The organism is Brenneria salicis ATCC 15712 = DSM 30166, assembly GCF_003315515.1.
Lineage (GTDB): Bacteria > Pseudomonadota > Gammaproteobacteria > Enterobacterales > Enterobacteriaceae > Brenneria > Brenneria salicis.
Genome location: NZ_QNRY01000022.1, coordinates 22,907 through 40,894, shown reverse-complemented (window position 1 = coordinate 40,894; position 17,988 = coordinate 22,907). Strand labels below are relative to the sequence as shown.

The following is a 17,988-nucleotide window of genomic DNA, read 5'->3' as shown; positions in this document are numbered from 1 at the left end:
CTCATTTCCCGTTAATGAATATCCTGATTATTCCCGGTGATAGCTATTCCAGATGATAGTTATTCCAGATGATAATTTGTTGCGCCCTTTATCCTGAACGGCAACGCGCCGCATACCTCATCGGAAAAACGTTCCTGACGTTTTTATCGGATTCAGTTAGCATCAAGTACGGGTTGGTAGGTAGCGAGATGATTTCTTTGAAACGATGGCGTTTGTTTCCGCGTTCTCTGCGGCAATTGGTAATCATGGCTTTTTTGCTGGTGTTGTTGCCCTTACTGGTGCTGGCTTATCAGGCTTATCAAAGTCTGGATACGCTCAGTGAACAGGCGGCGGAGATTAACCGCACCACATTGACGGACGCTCGCCGCAGCGAAGCGATGACCAGTATCGCGTTGGCGATGGAGCGCAGCTATCGTCAGTATTGCGTACTGGACGATCAAACGCTGGCGGCGCTGTATCAAAATCAGCGTAAGCAATATTCTCAAATCCTCGATGCTCACGCGCCGATCCTGCCGGATCCACGCTACTATCAAACACTGCGTCAGTATTTAACCCAACTTGCGGAGTTACGCTGCGATAACAGCGGCCCGGATCACAATGCCTCCGGGCTGCTGGAACGCTTTTCCCAGGCGAACGGACAGATGGTGCAGATGACGCGCGATGTGGTGTTTTCCCGTGGTCAGCAGCTACAACAAGCGATTGCCGAACGAGGTCGGTTCTTTGGCTGGCAGGCGCTGCTGCTTTTTCTGGTCAGCATCATGCTGGTGATGTTGTTTACCCGGATGATTATCGGCCCGGTCAATGGGGTCGAGCGGATGATTAATCGCTTGGGCGAGGGCCGCTCGTTAGGGAATACCAGTACCTTTAAAGGGCCGCGCGAAATTCGATCGCTGGCTCAGCGTATCATCTGGTTGAGTGAACGACTCTCCTGGCTGGAGTCGCAACGTCATGAGTTTCTACGCCACATCTCCCATGAGTTGAAAACGCCGCTGGCGAGCCTGCGTGAAGGTACGGCGTTATTGGCCGATGAGGTGGCGGGGCCATTGACCGCCGATCAAAAAGAGGTGGTCGCAATTCTGGACAGCAGCAGCCGACACCTGCTGCAATTGATCGATCAACTGCTGGACTACAACCGTAAGCTGGCTGATGCCCCCACGGAAATGGAACAGGTGGAGATTGAAGAAATCGTCGAGATTGTGGTGTCGTCCCATAGCCTGCCCGCGCGGGCAAAAATGCTGCATACCGAGGTCAAACTGAATATAGAGCATTGTTGGGCGGAGACCACGCTTTTGATGCGTGTGCTTGATAATCTCTATTCCAATGCGGTGCACTATGGCAAGGAATCCGGTAACATTTGGATCGCTAGTCGTCAGAGTGGTAATCGGGTACAGATTGATGTTGCGAATAACGGCACGCCTATCCCTGATGCGGAGCGCGACATGATTTTTGAACCTTTTTATCAGGGAAGTCATCAGCGCAAAGGCGCCGTCAAAGGCAGCGGTCTGGGGTTGAGCATTGCCCGTGATTGTATCCGCCGTATGCACGGCGAACTCAGCCTGATCACCGTTGACTATGCTGAAGTCTGTTTTCGTATTGAATTGCCTTTAACGTCTGAGAATAAATAATGAATGCATGGTTTGACCGTCCTTGTCCGCAACGCATTCTGTCTGTTGTGTCTTCGCGCCGCGTGCTAAAAGCCGTGGTGATGTTATCCCCCTTGTTGCTGGCTGCCTGTAATAGCCATGTAAATCGCGGCATATCGTCGCTGGACAGGGAAAGCCCTATGCCGAAAGAGCAGGTGACCGATTACCGCATCGCGCAATGTGAGCACCTGTGGCAGGTGGACGATCGTGAAGCAATGAATAATGCGCTCTACTGGCTGCGTGCAATGGATTGCGCCGGGCGTTTGACGCCTTTTCAGGCACGCGAAGAAGCGCTGCGGCTGGAAGAAGGGCGTTGGGAAAATGCCTTCAAGCAGGGGATTTTGCTGGACAACGCCGGCATAACCCAGACAGAACGACATCAGATGCTGGAACAACTCAATGTGTACCGTCTGGATTTTCCGTCGTCATTAAGGTCATTGGTGCAAACCTGGCGTGATCGACAAACCCTGCTGCTGGCGTTATCCGATGAACGCTCGCGTTATAAACGTTTGCAAGAATCCAGCGATAAGCAACTGGATACCTTGCGCATCCAGCAAAATCATCTGCAATATCAACTGGAAACCACCACCCGGAAATTGGAGAACCTGACGGATATTGAGCGTCAGCTTTCGTCTCGTAAACAACTATCGGGCGAGTTGCCGGGAAATGATGTCGAATATCGTGGCAATGGCAATGTAGGTGTAAACCGTGAAACTCGCGGCGCAGTGCAAAACTCTACGGTCACGCCGACCAAAGCAGAAGATACTTATTCACCGCCGGTGGAGCCAGAGAGCACGATTAAGGAGCCGAAAACCCCATGATAGCCCGTAAACCGGCGAATTTATTGCTGGTGGATGATGATCCCAGCTTATTGAAGCTGTTGGGCATGCGTCTGACCAGCGAAGGCTACGGCGTAATGACGGCGGAAAGCGGTCAGGAAGCGTTAAAACTGCTGACCAGAGAACAATTTGATCTGGCTATCAGCGATCTGCGCATGGATGAGATGGACGGCATGGCGCTGTTTGCGGAAATTCAGCGCTATCAACCCGGTATGCCGGTCATAATTCTGACGGCGCACGGTTCGATCCCGGATGCGGTGGCGGCAACGCAACAAGGCGTATTCAGTTTTCTTACCAAGCCGGTTGATCGTGATACGTTGTATAAGGCGATTGATGAAGCAATGGCGCTTTCAGCGCCGGCGGGTGATGAAAGCTGGCGTGAAAAAATCGTCACGCGCAGCCCGCTGATGCTACGTCTGCTGGAGCAGGCCAGCATGGTGGCGCAGTCAGACGTCAGCGTATTGATTAACGGACAGAGCGGAACAGGAAAAGAGGTGCTGGCGCAAGCGATTCACGCCGCCAGCCCGCGAGCGAAAAAAGCCTTCATCGCCATTAACTGCGGCGCGTTGCCGGAACCGTTGCTTGAGTCGGAACTGTTCGGTCATGCGAAAGGCGCGTTTACCGGCGCCGTCAGCAGCCGTGAAGGGTTTTTTCAGGCGGCGGAAGGCGGAACGCTGTTTCTGGATGAAATCGGCGATATGCCGCTGTCGTTGCAAGTTAAACTGCTGCGCGTGTTACAGGAGCGCAAGGTTCGTCCGCTGGGCAGTAATCGTGATCTGGATATTAATGTGCGGATCATTTCCGCGACTCACCGTGATTTGCCAAAAGCAATGGAAAAAGGCGAGTTTCGTGAGGATCTGTATTATCGGCTGAATGTGGTGAATATGAAATTGCCCGCCCTGCATGAACGTGCCGAGGATATCCCGCTGCTGGCTAATCATCTGTTGCGTGAGTCGGCAACCCGGCATAAATCCTTTGTGCGTACTTTCTCAACGGATGCCATGAAACGGTTGATGACGGCGAGTTGGCCGGGTAACGTGCGGCAACTGGTTAACGTTATTGAACAGTGCGTGGCGCTGACCAGCGCGCCGGTTATCAGTGAAGCGCTGGTTGAGCAAGCGCTGGAAGGTGAAAATACGGCATTGCCGACGTTTGTCGAGGCTCGCCATCAGTTCGAGTTGAATTACTTGCGCAAACTGTTGCAGATAGCCAAAGGCAATGTCACGCAGGCCGCGCGTATGGCGGGTCGTAACCGGACGGAATTTTATAAACTGTTGGGGCGTCATGAGTTGGACGCTAACGATTTTAAGGAATAATGCTAATAGCTTGTCAGACGGGAATCTGACAAGTTGATTGTTCGCTGATGCCCGGCTTTGGCCGCAACATAGGTAATAAAAAGGTTCTTCGATGAAAAAAATTGATGCGATTATCAAGCCGTTCAAACTGGACGATGTACGTGAAGCGTTAGCTGAAGTGGGCATCACAGGGATGACGGTAACGGAAGTAAAAGGTTTTGGTCGTCAGAAAGGTCACACGGAACTGTATCGTGGCGCTGAGTACATGGTTGATTTTCTGCCCAAAGTGAAAATTGAGATTATAGTTGCCGATGATATCGTGGATACCTGTGTGGAAACGATCATGCAGACGGCACAGACCGGCAAAATTGGCGACGGTAAAATCTTTGTCTTTGATGTGGCGCGGGTGGTGCGTATTCGTACCGGTGAAGAAGACGAAGAAGCGATTTAATCACCGGGACGTGGATTGGCGTCTGATCATGCGTCTTCTTCAACGGCGTTGTCTGCAAGCCAGTCCTGGTCGGGCTGGCTTTTTTATTTCTTTATTTTGACTGGCGTTCGCTGACCATGCTGTCGGCCAGCGTTTTCAACTCAGGTGTTTGCCGAATGGCTTTGGCGACTATTTCCGCAACGGCGATCGCCCCTTTTTGCTGGAAGTGCGTGGTATCCGGGGTGGTCAGGCTGCCCGTCTGATTGCGATAGAAAGGGTATTTCTTCGGGTCCGCCGCCAGCCAGTATTGTTTCCAGTGATTACGGCCTCCCTGGTTCGCCAGTGCAATCGTGGCGGGTTCGATATCCAGCAGAATGACGTTATTGGCCGTTGCCGTGTTTTTGATGGTTTGGCTGTAGTCGCCGACAAAGGCATATCCGCCTTCGCTATTTTGCCGCGTAAAGTGGCTGTGTACCGCGGGTATGCCGTTTTTACCCTCCGCCGTGCGTACACGCGCGGTGGGGGTCAGCAGTACGGGCGTCATTTGATACTGGCGGGCAAAATTGAGGTAACGTTCCAGTGATGTCTGGAATGACATATCCGGTTTACCACGCGCAGCCTGACGTTCACCTTGCGCATTGTTGGGATAGGAGCACAGGTTGGCGACATCGGCAGCGCCGCGTACCGGTCTGGCGCTGTTGCAGTTTTGGTCGTTATGTCCCATTTGGATGAACAGGAAATCACCCGCTTTCATCAACGGTTGTATCTGGCGGAACCAGCCTTCATGGAAATAATCGCGTGAACTGCGACCAGAGCGGGCGGCATTAACGATTTTTACCCCGCTATTCTTTTTGAACTGTTGTTCGAAAACCTGTCCCCAGCCCATGCGCGGAAAACGGGCTTTTTCATAGGTTGCCGCGGTAGAGTCGCCAACGATAAAAATACGGGTTTTGGCTTTTTGCATCTCATCCAGACGCTGGCGGGCGAACTTGTAATCCAATGGCTCATAATTGCCCTGAGCGTTCAGACCGACGATCGGGCGAAAATTGCTATCGGTCAGCACCGTATGCCCGGAATAACCGGTGTTGTTGTCATAATTACGGTTATGATTAATGACCTTGATGATATTGGTCATGGCTTCCTGCTGGGTGGACGGATAGGTCAACGGATCAAACCGTACGGGGGCGGCGATACCCGCTTGCTTCAACGCCGCGTTAAACCCGGCATGAAAAACGCCATAGGCCTTTTCCCATGCCGCCGTATCCAGTGTCGGCGACGCTGCGTCATCAGCCAGTTGCTGTGGTCCGATATAGCCTGTGGCGGCGGCGACATCGGAAAGGATACGATCGGTTAACGGATTGATGTTGACGATATTCTCTTTGCCCGATTGTAGTGATGGCGCCAATGCCGTCAGACAGATCGCCCGCGGTAGGTAATTGAGCAGGCAATTATTGCCGCCGGATTCGATGGCCGAAAGCCGTAACGGGGCCGTTAATGTTGAAATGTCGAGGTGATAATTCCCTTGCTCTTCCGTTTGCGTTTGCCTGCGCTGCCCTTGCTGATCCCGGATAATGATTGTGGCGGGGAGATGGATTTCACGGTGCGTCAGACGGCCCGTGAGGGTGGTGTTTTCGCCCAGACTGGCGCTTGGCATGGCCGCAATGTCGGCGGGCGGGTTGGCGCTACGGGCGGCATCGGGTGATTTGGCGTGGACCTTCATCCAGGGAACTGAAAACAGGATGGCGCAGGCCATCTCCTTGGAAAAACGTTTTAGCATGGTTAAACATATCCCTTGTTGCATGAGTGGAAAAAGTGTTGAAAACGGGTTGCGCCTATTGTCGAACAGATCGCGGGGATTTTTATAGATTCAGTCATTTAAAAAGTGCTGTTTTTTGTTTTTTACTCATCTGCAACGGCATGGTCGGAAAATGCGGGCTGGCGAGTCAATATGAAAAACAAACAGCTTGAAAATGAAGAAATCTCTGCTTCCCGTTGCGAGTAATAAATCCTCTCAAGCCTTGTACCGCCTATGGCTAATCGTTTGCGTAAAAACCTCTGTCAAGGCCTATCTTCAACAGCGATAAACGGTTTACACTATAGGCCAGTACCCAAACGGGTGATTGTTTCCCAGTATATTTAAGTTAGCTGAGTCAGGAGATGCGGATGTTAAAGCGTGAAATGAACATTGCCGATTATGATGCCGAACTGTGGCAAGCAATGGAGCAGGAAGTGGTGCGTCAGGAAGAGCACATTGAACTGATTGCGTCCGAAAACTATACCAGCCCGCGCGTCATGCAGGCGCAGGGTTCTCAACTCACTAACAAATATGCTGAAGGCTATCCGGGTAAACGCTATTACGGCGGTTGCGAGTATGTGGATGTGGTTGAGCAACTGGCTATCGATCGCGCCAAAGCGCTGTTCGGCGCGGATTATGCCAATGTCCAGCCTCACTCTGGTTCTCAGGCTAACTTTGCCGTCTATACCGCGCTGTTGCAGCCGGGCGATACCATTCTGGGCATGAACCTGGCGCACGGCGGCCACCTGACTCATGGTTCCCCGGTTAACCTGTCTGGTAAACTCTACAACGTGATCCCTTACGGCATTGATGAAAGCGGCAAGATCGATTACGAAGAAATGGCGCAACTGGCTCACACCCACAAACCAAAAATGATCATCGGTGGTTTCTCTGCTTACTCTGGTGTGGTCGACTGGGCAAAAATGCGCGAAATCGCCGACAGCATCGGCGCTTATCTGTTTGTTGATATGGCGCACGTCGCCGGTCTGGTTGCCGCGGACGTGTATCCGAATCCGGTTCCTCATGCGCACATCGTGACCACCACCACCCACAAAACGCTGGCAGGCCCGCGCGGTGGTCTGATTCTGGCGAAAGGCGGCGACGAGGAACTGTATAAAAAACTGAACTCCGCGGTATTCCCTGGCGGACAGGGCGGCCCGCTGATGCATGTTATCGCCGGTAAAGCCGTCGCGCTGAAAGAAGCAATGGAGCCTGAGTTCAAGATTTATCAGCAGCAGGTGGCGAAAAACGCCAAAGCGATGGTCGAGGTATTCCTGTCTCGTGGTTATAACGTGGTTTCCGGCGGCACCAGCAACCACTTGTTCCTGCTGGATCTGGTGAGCAAAAACATCACCGGCAAAGAGGCGGACGCCGCGTTGGGCCGGGCCAATATCACCGTTAATAAAAACAGCGTGCCGAACGATCCGAAAAGCCCGTTCGTGACTTCTGGCGTGCGTATCGGTACGCCGGCCGCCACGCGCCGGGGTTTTAAAGAAGCGGAAGTGCGTGAACTGGCTGGTTGGATCTGTGATGTGTTGGATAACATCAACGACGAAGCCACGATTGAGCGTGTTAAACAAAAAGTGCTGGATGTCTGCGCCCGTTTCCCGGTTTACGCTTAATCTCAAACTTTCCCCTGAGAAAGTCTTTACGGCTTTCCGCCAAACATCAACGCCAGCCGACGTGCTGGCGTTTTTCATCTATGACGATGGTTTCCGGCTTCCTGTTTGAGTCTTTGCTGGGAGGCACATTCTGGGTGAGGGCGCTGTTGGCTGTTCCGGCGTTGTTTATTCGTCCCACTGTTAGCCATCACACCACCTGAAACAGTGGGACATCCATAAACGCGATCTATTTTGTACAAGGCTGTGTGTACTACGTTATGTGTACTACGTTATGTGTACTACGTCGTGGGTTCGCTGACCAGCCCGTCGATAATCACCTGCGCGACGCCCTGCGAGCAGCGCTCGATGCGTCCCCGCACGCCGTAAACCGCAGACAGGCTTTCCGGGCTTATCACGTCGGCGGAAGCGCCGTCCGCGATCAGGTTACCGTTTTGCAGCATCAATACGTGATCGCCGTGACGCAACGCGATGTTGATATCATGCACCACGACAACGGTAATGATATTCCGCTTACGTGTTTCCTTACGCACCAGATCCATCACATGGAACTGGTAGTTGAGATCCAGCGCGCTGAGCGGTTCATCCAGCAGCAATAACGAGGGTTGACGAATCAATGATTGCGCCAGTCCCACCAGTTGCTTTTGTCCGCCGGAAAGTTGATCGAGGTAGTTCAAGGCCAGATGTTCAATACCCAGTTGTCGTAACAGGGTCATGACTTCGGCCTGCTGAACCGCGGTATGCAAGCCGCCGGAGGCGCGCTGCGCGGCGATAATCGATTCCAGTACGTGCAGATGCACGCCCGCTGGCAGCGATTGCGGCAGATAAACCACTTTTTCGGCCCGTTGTGCGAAAGGCAACTGCATCAGGTTGCTGTCATCCAGCCACAGTTCGCCTTCGGACGGGTTCAGTCCGGCCATCGCACGCAGCAAGGTCGATTTACCGCTGCCGTTAGGACCCAGCAGGATGGTGATTTTCCCGCGAGGCAACAGCGGAACCGACAGATTGCGAATAACCTGACGTTTGGGATAGCCCGCGCGAAAGTGCGAAAGTCTTAATCCTTGCCGGCTCATACATTTCCCCTATGGCGCAGAATAATACTCAGGAAGAACGGCACGCCGACCAGTGAGGTAACGATACCGACCGGAATGATCACGCCGGGGATCAGATTCTTCGAGGCGACAGAGGCCAGCGATAGCACCAACGCGCCGGTCAGTGCGCTCGCAGGCAGGTAAAAACGATGATCTTCACCAAATATCATGCGCGCAATGTGCGGCGCGACCAGACCGATAAATCCGATGGGGCCGACAAACGCCACTGAGATGGCCGACAGAATGCTGATACGCAGCAAGCTCGCCAAACGCAAACGCCGAACGTTGATGCCAAAGCTGACGGCGCGATCTTCACCTAACCGCAAGGCGGTAAGTTTCCACGAACTCATCAGCGACAGCGGCATGACGACGACGAGCACCAGCAACAGGACGCCCAGCTTCTCCCACGATGCCCGCGCCAGGCTGCCCATCGTCCAGAACACCAGGCCTTGCAGCGTATCTTCGTTGGCAACGAACTGAAGCATGGAAACCAACGCATTGAACGTGAACACCAGTGCGATACCGAACAGCACCACGCCGGAGGTGGCGACCTGCGTCCAGCGGGTAATGGCGTCAAGCAGCAAGGCGGCGAGCAGGGCGAATAGAAACGCATTGGCGGAGATAAACCACTGATCGGGAATACCGGGGAGGCCAATTCCTAATACTATGGCCAGCGCCGCGCCGAACGCCGCGGCAGAGGAAACGCCCAGCGTAAACGGGCTGGCCAGCGGGTTATTCAGGATGGTTTGCATCTCCGCCCCGGCCAGCCCCAGCGCCATGCCGACAACCACCGCCATCAGCGCGTAAGGCAGGCGAATATTCCAGACGATAACGCGCGTCCCGGCATCCACGCTGGCCGGATCGGTCAGCGCCTGCCAGAGCGCATCCAGCTTCAACCCTGATGGCCCCATCGTGAAATCCAGCAATAGCGAGCCGATGATAACCAGCAGCAGCATTGTCATGATGCTCACGCGGCGTCGGATGATGCCGCGATAGTCGTCCATCACGGCGCCGTCATCCAGAGCGGTAGGTCCAGTGGTTGTACTCATTAACGCTTACTCACCTTCTTTCCAGGCAAAGATAAAATCATTATCAGGCAGCGAGGTAAAGTTTTTGATGATATGACGATAGCTATCGTCAGGATTCAGATCAGTGAACGTCTGCGGATAAATCGCTTTGGCCAGATATTCCATACCGACAATGTTGTAAGGATGGTTATAGAACGGATGATAAACGCCAAATACCTGTTTTTGCTTCACGGCAGGGATTTGGTTCACCCCCTGGCGAGACACCAGTTTTTGGGCTTTTTCGGCAATGTCGGTTTTATCGGCATTGTAGCCCAGCGGCAGCGTAATGCTGGTGCTGGAGTTGCGTTTGGCGCCGGTCATGATGTAAACATCGGGTTTCATGCTGATGAGTTTTTCCAGCGACACATAGCCATTGGCGCCTGGCAGCAATTCAGAACCGATATTGTTGGCGCCGACCGCTTCGACCATGCCGCCCCAGCCGTTATGCGCATGGCTGAAGCAACAACTTTCCGAGCGTCCGGCCCAGGCTTCGACAAACACATTGGCTTTTTTGGGCAGCGTCGCGGTTTTCTGCTGAATGGCGGCCAGGTGCTGGCGATAGAATGTGGTATAGGCTTTGGCGTTGTCTTCTTTATCCAACACTTTGCCCAGCAAATCGACGCTATCCGCGGTGTTTTTGACCGGGTTGACCTCTGAATCGATAAATAACACCGGGATACTGAGCGCGTTGAGTTTACCCAACACGCCGCTTTCACTCAGTGACGGTTTGGCGCGTAATTGCGCTACCATCAAATCCGGTTGTCTGGATAGTAAGGTTTCCAGTTCAATCGCGCCATTGTCGCCGGATTTCATATCCAGCACATTTTCAGCTTGCGGCCATTTGCCTTTCAGTATGTTCCAGAATGCGATGTCTGATTTTTTGGGAATGTTGTTCCAGGCGACCAGACGTTCAAACGGATTCTCCCGATCCAGCAGCGCCAGGGTTGTAATGTCCCGTCCGTCCTGTATCACGATACGTTGGGGACGCTGTTTTACTTCGACCTGCCGTCCATCCATATCGGTGACGGTTAAGGGGTACTGGGTCGCGTAACTGGCGAATGAAACGCAGAGTGCCGTAGCCAGCAACAACGAGGTGAAAGGTTTTTTAAACATAATCATTTCCTGAACTTCTCTCCATTGAAGGAAAATGATTTTAATAATTATTATCAACTCAGGGTAGTGCGGATAAGACGAATAATGGGCAATTCGGTAATGCGTAACTAAAAAAACAACACGCCAGCCCAAGGCTGGCGAAGAGGATTGGGATATTGTCAGAAAATGTATCAGCGTTTCAGCGCATCGCTCAGTTCATCACGCAGGGTTGCCAGCATACATTTCACGACGCGTGGGTTACCCGCCACCAGATTACCCGAGGTGAGGTAATTATGGCCGCCGACAAAATCGGTCACGACGCCGCCGGCTTCACGCACCAGCAGTTCGCCGCAGGCGAAATCCCAGGGTTTCAGACCGATTTCAAAGAACCCGTCAACACGACCGGCAGCGACATAGGCCAGATCAAGCGCCGCGGAACCGGTGCGACGGAAATCCGCGCACTGAGTAAACAGCGCGGCGACAATATTGATATAGCTTTTGGCATGTTGCTTCGCTTTGAATGGGAAACCGGTAGCCAGAACGGTGCCATCCAGATCGCGTGCGTTGCTGCTGCGCAGACGATAACCGTTCAACTGCGCCCCTTGACCACGGGTGGCGGTGAACAGTTCGTTGCGCATCGGATCATAAACAACGGCAACTTCCGTGCGGCCTTTGAGGCGCACAGCAATGGAAACAGCGAAATGGGGGAGGCGTTTAATGAAGTTGGCGGTGCCATCCAGTGGATCGATAACCCATTGTACAGCCTGATCTTCACCAACCAACTCACCACACTCTTCACCAATAATGGTGTGTTGCGGGTAAGACTTACGGATGACTTCAATGATCAGACGCTCTGCATCCCGATCGACGTTGGTGACAAAATCGTTGCTGCCTTTTTGACTGGCTTCCACGGCGTCAGGGGTTTCGTAATTTTTAGCAATTAAATTACCGCCTTTACGCGCAGCGCGTATAGCGATGTTGAGCATCGGATGCATGGTATCGTCCACTAGAATGTTAAAGAACAGAAAACGGGGCGCATTATAGCAGGGGAAAAGGAAAATATCTAAGTCTGTGTTAGAATATTCCGATTTCCTTTTCGCATGATAGAGTTCACATGTTACACAATATTCGCATTGTTCTGGTTGAAACATCCCACACCGGCAACATGGGTTCCGTTGCCAGAGCAATGAAAACCATGGGATTAAGCAAGCTGTATCTGGTTAATCCGCTGGTAAAACCCGATTCCCAGGCCATCGCTCTGGCGGCGGGCGCCAGTGACGTTATTGGCGACGCCGCGCTGGTGGACACGCTGGATCAGGCGCTTGAAGGGTGTAGTCTGGTGGTGGGAACCAGCGCCCGCTCCCGAACCTTACCCTGGCCGATGCTGGAACCGCGCGAATGCGGCGTGCGCGCCGCGCAGGAAGCCGAACATGCGCCGGTGGCGCTGGTTTTCGGTCGTGAGCGCGTCGGTTTGACGAATGATGAATTACAGAAATGCCATTATCATGTCGCTATCCCGGCCAACCCTGAATACAGTTCGTTAAATCTGGCGATGGCCGTGCAGATTCTGGCTTATGAAGTGCGCGTCGCCCATCTGGATCGTCTTGCCGTCGGTAAGGAAGTCCACGGCGAGACGCCTTATCCGCTGGTGGATGATCTGGAGCGTTTTTATCAGCACCTTGAAAAGACATTGATGGAAACCGGTTTTATCCGACAGGCGCATCAGGGGCAGGTGATGAACAAACTGCGTCGGCTGTTTACGCGAGCCAAGCCGGAAAGTCAGGAACTGAATATCCTGCGCGGGATACTGAGTTCGATTCAGAAGAAGAATAATGATGCATAATGGATGAATAATACTTGAGTGAATTACTTGGTTAAATAGTTGACTGTAACACTCGGGAATGTCAGACTCAGGCTATGTTCTGCTAATACATGTCTTCATAATACATGTTTTATCTACAGGTATCACTATCATGAGACTGACATCTAAAGGCCGTTATGCTGTTACCGCCATGCTTGATGTGGCGCTGCATTCTAAAGAAGGCCCGGTTCCGCTGGCTGATATTTCCGAACGTCAGGGAATTTCACTCTCCTATCTGGAACAATTGTTTTCACGCCTGCGTAAAAACGGTCTGGTCGCCAGCGTGCGTGGTCCGGGCGGCGGTTATCTGTTGGGCAAAAGCGCTGATGAAATCGCGGTGGGCATGGTGATTTCGGCGGTAGACGAATCTGTCGACGCCACGCGTTGTCAGGGACGTGAAAGTTGTCAGGGCGGCGATCGTTGCCTGACCCATACGCTGTGGCGTGATTTGAGCGACCGAATTACTGACTTTCTGAACAACATTACGTTGGATGAACTGGTCAACAATAAAGAAGTGCTGGATGTGGCGGACAGACAGGACACCGATACCCGTCGCACCGCCAACGGTCGGATTCAGGACACGATCAACGTCAATCTGCGCGCCTGATCATTCATTCGCGTCGGCGGATCGTTCGATCCGCCAAATCAAGCCTCCCGCCAGTTATTTTTTGTCATTGATTTTCAACAGCGCATGGCGTTTAACCGAAAGGCTGCGGATAGACAGTCTGCTAATAAAACAAGACGCTTTGCACGTTTTGAAGTGATGTAGGGAGTTTATGAGCAATGAAGTTACCGATTTATCTGGATTATTCAGCGACGACGCCGGTTGATCCGCGGGTCGCTGAAAAAATGATGCAATGCCTGACCCTGGACGGCACTTTCGGCAACCCCGCTTCCCGTTCCCACCGTTTCGGCTGGCAGGCGGAAGAAGCCGTCGATATCGCCCGTAACCAGATTGCCGAACTGGTGGGGGCCGACCCGCGCGAGATTGTCTTTACCTCCGGCGCGACAGAGTCGGATAATCTGGCCATTAAAGGCGCCGCCAACTTCTATCAGAAGAAAGGCAAACACATCATCACCAGCAAGACAGAACACAAAGCCGTGCTGGATAGCTGCCGCCAGTTAGAGCGCGAAGGGTTCGACGTCACCTATCTTGCGCCGCAACGCAACGGTATTATCGACCTGAAAGAACTGCAAGCCGCAATGCGTGATGACACCATTCTGGTTTCCATCATGCATGTGAACAATGAAATCGGCGTGGTGCAGGACATCGCGAGCATCGGCGAAATGTGCCGTGGCCGCGGGATCATCTTTCATGTCGATGCCACCCAGAGCGTGGGTAAGTTGCCCATCGATCTGAGCCAGTTAAAAGTGGATCTGATGTCTTTCTCCGGCCATAAAATTTATGGTCCGAAGGGCATCGGCGCACTGTACGTTCGCCGCAACCCCCGTATTCGTATCGAGGCGCAGATGCACGGCGGCGGCCACGAGCGCGGTATGCGCTCCGGCACCTTGCCTGTTCATCAAATCGTCGGCATGGGCGAAGCTTACCGTATCGCCAAAGAAGAAATGGACGCCGAGGTGGTGCGCCTGCGCGCATTGCGCGATCGTCTGTGGCACGGTATCAATGATATTGAAGAAGTCTATCTGAACGGTGATATTGAACAGGGCGCGCCGAATATCCTCAACGTCAGCTTCAACTATGTTGAAGGCGAGTCGCTGATTATGGCGCTCAAGGATCTGGCCGTTTCGTCCGGTTCCGCCTGTACCTCCGCCAGTCTTGAACCCTCCTATGTGTTACGCGCGTTGGGTATGAACGATGAACTGGCGCATAGTTCGATCCGTTTCTCTCTGGGACGTTTTACCACTGAAGAAGAGATCGACTACACCATCGAGTTGGTGCGTAAATCCATTGGCCGTCTGCGCGAGCTTTCTCCGCTGTGGGAAATGTTCAAGCAAGGCGTGGATATCAGCAGCGTCGAATGGGCGCGCCGGCCTGCGGCGATGTGATGAAGTTACAGATTAAGGTTAACGACGCCGGGATTATCGAAGACGCCCGCTTCAAGACTTATGACTGCGGTTCCGCCATTACGTCCAGTTCGCTGGTGACGGAGTGGGTAAAAGGCGAACCGCTCAACGAGGCGGAATAGTCATTGCTATAACGGGCTGCTCTGGGCGGCCCGCTCTATTTTTGTGCGATGACCCGCACATCGGGTTATCGGAAAAACAGTCTGGAGCCGAATTATGAAAAACGAAGCGATGCTGATTTCACTTTCCACCCAACCTGCGGATGCGCGCTGGGGAGAGAATGCGTCATTAAGTATGCATGAAAACGGTTTTACCATTCACTTGAATGGGAAATCTCCGTTGGCGACCATCCAACGTGCGGCCCGTAAAATTGACGGTCAGGGCATCAGGCACGTCAAACTGGCCGGTGTTGGTTGGGATCTGGCGAACAGTTGGGCATTCTGGCAAGGCTATCGCGCGCCGAAAGGCCAGCGGACGGTGGAATGGGCGGAACTGAATGAGGCTGACCGGAAAGAACTGGATGACCGTCTGAAGATTGTTGACTGGGTGCGCGATACCATCAACCTGCCGGCGGAAGATCTCGGGCCTGAGCAACTGGCGACCCGTGCGATCGATCTGTTGTGTGAGGTTGATTGCGATGCGGTTAGTTATCGCATCACCAAAGGCGATGATCTGCGTGAGCAGAACTACGCCGGTATTTATACCGTTGGCCGGGGTTCCGATCGTGCGCCGGTCCTGTTGGCGCTGGACTACAACCCGACCGGCAATCCCGATGCGCCGGTGTTCGCCTGTCTGGTGGGCAAGGGCATCACCTTCGATACCGGGGGTTACAGCCTGAAACCCAGCGGCTTTATGGATTCCATGAAATCGGACATGGGCGGCGCGGCGACCGTGGTGGGCGCGCTGGCGCTGGCCGCCTCGCGTGGGTTGAAGCAGCGGGTGAAGTTGTATCTGTGTTGTGCGGATAATATGGTCAGCGGTAACGCGTTCAAGCTGGGCGACATTATCCGTTACCGCAACGGCAAGAGCGTTGAAGTCATGAACACAGATGCGGAAGGGCGTCTGGTGCTGGCCGATGGACTGATTGACGCGTCTGAACAGCATCCGCAGTGGATCATTGATTGCGCGACGCTGACCGGTGCGGCAAAAACCGCTTTGGGTAATGATTATCACGCGCTATTCAGTTTTGATGATGAACTGGCGGCGGCATTACAGGCCAGCGCGCAACAGGAAGACGAACCATTCTGGCGTCTGCCGCTGGAAGCGTTCCACCGCGGTCAACTACCTTCCAATTTTGCGGATTTGAATAACGTCGCCGGGGCCGCGCACAGTGCGGGCGCGAGTACGGCAGCGGCGTTTTTATCGCATTTTGTGAAGAATTATCAGCAAGGCTGGCTGCACATCGACTGTTCCGCCACCTACCGCAAGGGCGCTGTGGAGCAATGGTCACCGGGCGCCACCGGGCTGGGCGTGCGGACGCTGGCGAATTTGCTGTTGAGCAAAGCTGAATAGTCAGGATTCAGTTATCATTGCCGGAATGTGCTGTTCAGCAAAACCGGACCAGCCGTCCGGTTTTTAATGCAATCAAGGGTTGAGGATAGGTATGGATTTTTCACCACAAAATAAACTGGAAGAGGTGCTGGTAATGGCCACAACCGAGCCTGCGCATCGGCCTGAGTTTTTCAGCGAATTAATGGAAGCCACTGTCTTCGTCTTAGGCAGCAGCGATGAAAGTGAAGCGCGTGGTGAAAAGATCCTGCATGCGGGCGGCAACGTACAGATTCAGCATTGGGAAAAGGCCGACGGTTCTTCCGCCATTCCTTTTTTCTCGTCGCTGGCCGCCTTGCAGCAAGTGATTACCGAAGAACAATCCTTTCTGGCATTACCAGCCCGTTCACTGTTTGAAATTACACTGGGCGCCACCTTGTTTCTCAACCCCAAACTGCCGTATGGAAAAGAGTTTTTGCCACAGGAGGTGCAACACATGCTGTCCGGCGAAGGTAACGGATTGGTCGAGCAGCGCATTGTTGAGGAAGATACTCAAGTGGTGATTGGTCAGCCCGCCGAAATGCCGGTGCAAATGATTGATTCTCTTACCCAGTTGTTCACCAAGTATCGGCATGTGCGCCGCGCATTTCTGGCGCAAATCCAGGAGCCGGATGAAAAAGCGCCGCATCTGCTCATCGGGATTGAAGCCGATCAACAGGTGGAGGAAATTATCCGCGCCGCAGGCAGCGTCGCCAGCGATACGTCAGCGGATGAGCGTCCGGTTGATCTTTGTGTGGTTAATGAAAATGAGCCTGGCATCAGTCACTACCTGATCAAACACACCACGCCGTTTTATGAGCGCAAATGGGGTAGTTTCCTGCGCGATTTCAAGGATACCAGTCACGCCTGAACCGGTGTCGGCGTAGCGGCGGGTGATCAATCCGCCGTTGTCGCCTGGAGCAATAACAGATCGATCAACATCACCAGATTCGATTCAAACGAACTGATCTCACCCGCCTCGGCCGCATAATGCACCGCATCGTCATACAAACGGAAATGCAGATCGGCCTGCTCGCCTAATGAATTCAGAGATGCTCTGGTGAACGCAATCACCTTCATACCGATATTTCTGGCAACTCGTACCTTGTCCAGCACCTGCTCGGTTTCACCACTGCGGGAAATGGCGATGAACACCTGATATTTGGGTGCATTGTTGAGAAAAATGCCTCTGCTATCGCCCAACCCGGAAGAAAACGCGTCTTTACCCAAAACCTGAAGCTTTTTCGCCAGATATTCTGCAAACAGGTGGGAGAAACCGGCGCCATAGAGGAAAAAATGGCTTTCCTGACGCAAGATCTGGCTGAATGCGGCCATCTCTTGCGCGCTGATATAGGAAAAGGTATGTCGGTAATTATCAACAAAATGCTGAAACGCCGCCGGAAGATGATTAACGGCACAAGGTTCGGCCATTGGCGGCAAATGCGGCTGCGTCGTCAGCAGTTGCTTACAGTGATAAATAAACTCGCTGTAACCGCTGAACCCGATTTTCTGACACAAACGCATGATGGTGGCGGTAGAAACGTAGGTTTGTTGCGCCAGTTCCCGCACGGTAATTTTCCCTATCAGAGAAGCATGTTCCGCGACAAAGGCCAGCACGCGATATTCCGCGCGCGTCAGCGACTGACCACGTTGCATCAGCGATGCCAGCCGGTTATCCATAAGGTGCTCCTGAACCGTTGA

Annotated in this window: 16 protein-coding genes and 1 pseudogene; 11 read left to right on the top strand and 6 right to left on the bottom strand. The window is 53.2% G+C overall.

All coding sequences use genetic code 11. The annotated features are described in order from the left end of the window. Positions 1-188 precede the first annotated feature (188 nt). The 4 genes from DES54_RS10720 to glnB all read left to right on the top strand — a co-directional run bounded on the left by DES54_RS10720 (position 189) and on the right by glnB (position 4,228). Positions 189-1,625, top strand: coding sequence for a sensor histidine kinase (locus DES54_RS10720; protein ID WP_113867227.1), 1,437 nt, complete (start codon positions 189-191; stop codon positions 1,623-1,625). Continuing rightward, positions 1,625-2,464, top strand: a complete 840-nt coding sequence (qseG, locus tag DES54_RS10715; RefSeq protein ID WP_113867225.1) for a two-component system QseEF-associated lipoprotein QseG — start codon at positions 1,625-1,627, stop codon at positions 2,462-2,464. Before DES54_RS10720 ends, qseG begins: the two co-directional genes overlap by 1 nt. After that, on the top strand, positions 2,461-3,798 hold the full coding sequence (gene glrR, locus DES54_RS10710) for a two-component system response regulator GlrR (protein WP_113867224.1): 1,338 nt from the start codon (positions 2,461-2,463) through the stop codon (positions 3,796-3,798). The genes qseG and glrR overlap by 4 nt, the downstream gene beginning before the upstream one ends. Positions 3,799-3,889: 91 nt before the next feature. Then, the gene (glnB, locus tag DES54_RS10705) at positions 3,890-4,228 is read left to right on the top strand and encodes a nitrogen regulatory protein P-II (RefSeq protein WP_113867223.1); all 339 of its coding nucleotides are present in this window, start codon (positions 3,890-3,892) and stop codon (positions 4,226-4,228) included. A gap of 91 nt (positions 4,229-4,319) precedes the next feature. Here glnB and paeY read toward each other — a convergent pair whose 3' ends face one another. Beyond that, complete coding sequence (gene paeY, locus DES54_RS10700; RefSeq protein WP_113867221.1) at positions 4,320-5,984, bottom strand: pectin acetylesterase PaeY; 1,665 nt, start codon at positions 5,982-5,984, stop codon at positions 4,320-4,322. Between the two features lie 386 nt (positions 5,985-6,370). Here paeY and glyA point away from each other — a divergent pair, with 386 nt between their 5' ends. After that, entirely contained in the window at positions 6,371-7,624 is a 1,254-nt protein-coding gene (gene glyA / locus DES54_RS10695; protein WP_113867220.1) for a serine hydroxymethyltransferase, read from the top strand. A 278-nt stretch (positions 7,625-7,902) separates the two neighbouring features. Here glyA and DES54_RS10690 read toward each other — a convergent pair whose 3' ends face one another. From DES54_RS10690 to suhB, 4 genes are all read right to left on the bottom strand, one after another. Continuing rightward, complete coding sequence (locus DES54_RS10690) at positions 7,903-8,694, bottom strand: ABC transporter ATP-binding protein (RefSeq protein ID WP_113867219.1); 792 nt, start codon at positions 8,692-8,694, stop codon at positions 7,903-7,905. After that, positions 8,691-9,761, bottom strand: a complete 1,071-nt coding sequence (locus tag DES54_RS10685) for a FecCD family ABC transporter permease (RefSeq protein WP_113867217.1) — start codon at positions 9,759-9,761, stop codon at positions 8,691-8,693. The genes DES54_RS10690 and DES54_RS10685 overlap by 4 nt, the downstream gene beginning before the upstream one ends. A 6-nt stretch (positions 9,762-9,767) precedes the next feature. After that, complete coding sequence (locus DES54_RS10680; RefSeq protein WP_113867216.1) at positions 9,768-10,892, bottom strand: ABC transporter substrate-binding protein; 1,125 nt, start codon at positions 10,890-10,892, stop codon at positions 9,768-9,770. Positions 10,893-11,062: 170 nt separating this feature from the next. Further along, positions 11,063-11,866: an inositol-1-monophosphatase gene (gene suhB, locus DES54_RS10675; protein WP_113867215.1), complete on the bottom strand. Its 804-nt coding sequence runs from the start codon at positions 11,864-11,866 to the stop codon at positions 11,063-11,065. Between the two features lie 119 nt (positions 11,867-11,985). Between suhB and trmJ the strand changes: the two genes are divergently transcribed. The 6 genes and pseudogenes from trmJ (at position 11,986) to sseB (ending at position 17,158) form a co-directional block, all read left to right on the top strand. Further along, a complete protein-coding gene (gene trmJ / locus DES54_RS10670; protein WP_113867213.1) occupies positions 11,986-12,714 on the top strand; it encodes a tRNA (cytosine(32)/uridine(32)-2'-O)-methyltransferase TrmJ in 729 nt (242 codons plus the stop codon). A gap of 130 nt (positions 12,715-12,844) precedes the next feature. Next, positions 12,845-13,339, top strand: coding sequence for a Fe-S cluster assembly transcriptional regulator IscR (iscR, locus tag DES54_RS10665; protein WP_113867212.1), 495 nt, complete (start codon positions 12,845-12,847; stop codon positions 13,337-13,339). 176 nt (positions 13,340-13,515) lie between these two features. Continuing rightward, positions 13,516-14,742: an IscS subfamily cysteine desulfurase gene (locus DES54_RS10660; protein WP_113867211.1), complete on the top strand. Its 1,227-nt coding sequence runs from the start codon at positions 13,516-13,518 to the stop codon at positions 14,740-14,742. After that, positions 14,715-14,879: pseudogene (locus tag DES54_RS10655) on the top strand (iron-sulfur cluster assembly scaffold protein); the annotation flags it as partial. The gene DES54_RS10660 and the pseudogene DES54_RS10655, both read left to right, overlap by 28 nt. A gap of 97 nt (positions 14,880-14,976) precedes the next feature. Next, complete coding sequence (gene pepB / locus DES54_RS10650; protein WP_113867208.1) at positions 14,977-16,272, top strand: aminopeptidase PepB; 1,296 nt, start codon at positions 14,977-14,979, stop codon at positions 16,270-16,272. A 91-nt stretch (positions 16,273-16,363) separates the two neighbouring features. Further along, positions 16,364-17,158, top strand: coding sequence for an enhanced serine sensitivity protein SseB (gene sseB, locus DES54_RS10645; protein WP_113867207.1), 795 nt, complete (start codon positions 16,364-16,366; stop codon positions 17,156-17,158). Positions 17,159-17,184: 26 nt separating this feature from the next. Here the strand turns inward: sseB and DES54_RS10640 are convergent, their stop codons facing one another. Continuing rightward, a complete protein-coding gene (locus DES54_RS10640) occupies positions 17,185-17,967 on the bottom strand; it encodes a MurR/RpiR family transcriptional regulator (RefSeq protein WP_113867205.1) in 783 nt (260 codons plus the stop codon). Positions 17,968-17,988: the final 21 nt, after the last annotated feature.

What these genes read in the sequence shown, in the direction of transcription:
- iscR (WP_113867212.1), top strand. Translation starts at nt 12,845, where the DNA reads ATGAGACTGACATCTAAAGGCCGTTATGCTGTTACCGCCATGCTTGAT.
- DES54_RS10640 (WP_113867205.1), bottom strand. Translation starts at nt 17,967, where the DNA reads ATGGATAACCGGCTGGCATCGCTGATGCAACGTGGTCAGTCGCTGACG.
- DES54_RS10685 (WP_113867217.1), bottom strand. Translation starts at nt 9,761, where the DNA reads ATGAGTACAACCACTGGACCTACCGCTCTGGATGACGGCGCCGTGATG.
- trmJ (WP_113867213.1), top strand. Translation starts at nt 11,986, where the DNA reads ATGTTACACAATATTCGCATTGTTCTGGTTGAAACATCCCACACCGGC.
- suhB (WP_113867215.1), bottom strand. Translation starts at nt 11,866, where the DNA reads ATGCATCCGATGCTCAACATCGCTATACGCGCTGCGCGTAAAGGCGGT.
- glrR (WP_113867224.1), top strand. Translation starts at nt 2,461, where the DNA reads ATGATAGCCCGTAAACCGGCGAATTTATTGCTGGTGGATGATGATCCC.
- glnB (WP_113867223.1), top strand. Translation starts at nt 3,890, where the DNA reads ATGAAAAAAATTGATGCGATTATCAAGCCGTTCAAACTGGACGATGTA.
- paeY (WP_113867221.1), bottom strand. Translation starts at nt 5,984, where the DNA reads ATGCTAAAACGTTTTTCCAAGGAGATGGCCTGCGCCATCCTGTTTTCA.
- DES54_RS10720 (WP_113867227.1), top strand. Translation starts at nt 189, where the DNA reads ATGATTTCTTTGAAACGATGGCGTTTGTTTCCGCGTTCTCTGCGGCAA.
- pepB (WP_113867208.1), top strand. Translation starts at nt 14,977, where the DNA reads ATGAAAAACGAAGCGATGCTGATTTCACTTTCCACCCAACCTGCGGAT.
- DES54_RS10680 (WP_113867216.1), bottom strand. Translation starts at nt 10,892, where the DNA reads ATGTTTAAAAAACCTTTCACCTCGTTGTTGCTGGCTACGGCACTCTGC.
- sseB (WP_113867207.1), top strand. Translation starts at nt 16,364, where the DNA reads ATGGATTTTTCACCACAAAATAAACTGGAAGAGGTGCTGGTAATGGCC.
- qseG (WP_113867225.1), top strand. Translation starts at nt 1,625, where the DNA reads ATGAATGCATGGTTTGACCGTCCTTGTCCGCAACGCATTCTGTCTGTT.
- glyA (WP_113867220.1), top strand. Translation starts at nt 6,371, where the DNA reads ATGTTAAAGCGTGAAATGAACATTGCCGATTATGATGCCGAACTGTGG.
- DES54_RS10660 (WP_113867211.1), top strand. Translation starts at nt 13,516, where the DNA reads ATGAAGTTACCGATTTATCTGGATTATTCAGCGACGACGCCGGTTGAT.
- DES54_RS10690 (WP_113867219.1), bottom strand. Translation starts at nt 8,694, where the DNA reads ATGAGCCGGCAAGGATTAAGACTTTCGCACTTTCGCGCGGGCTATCCC.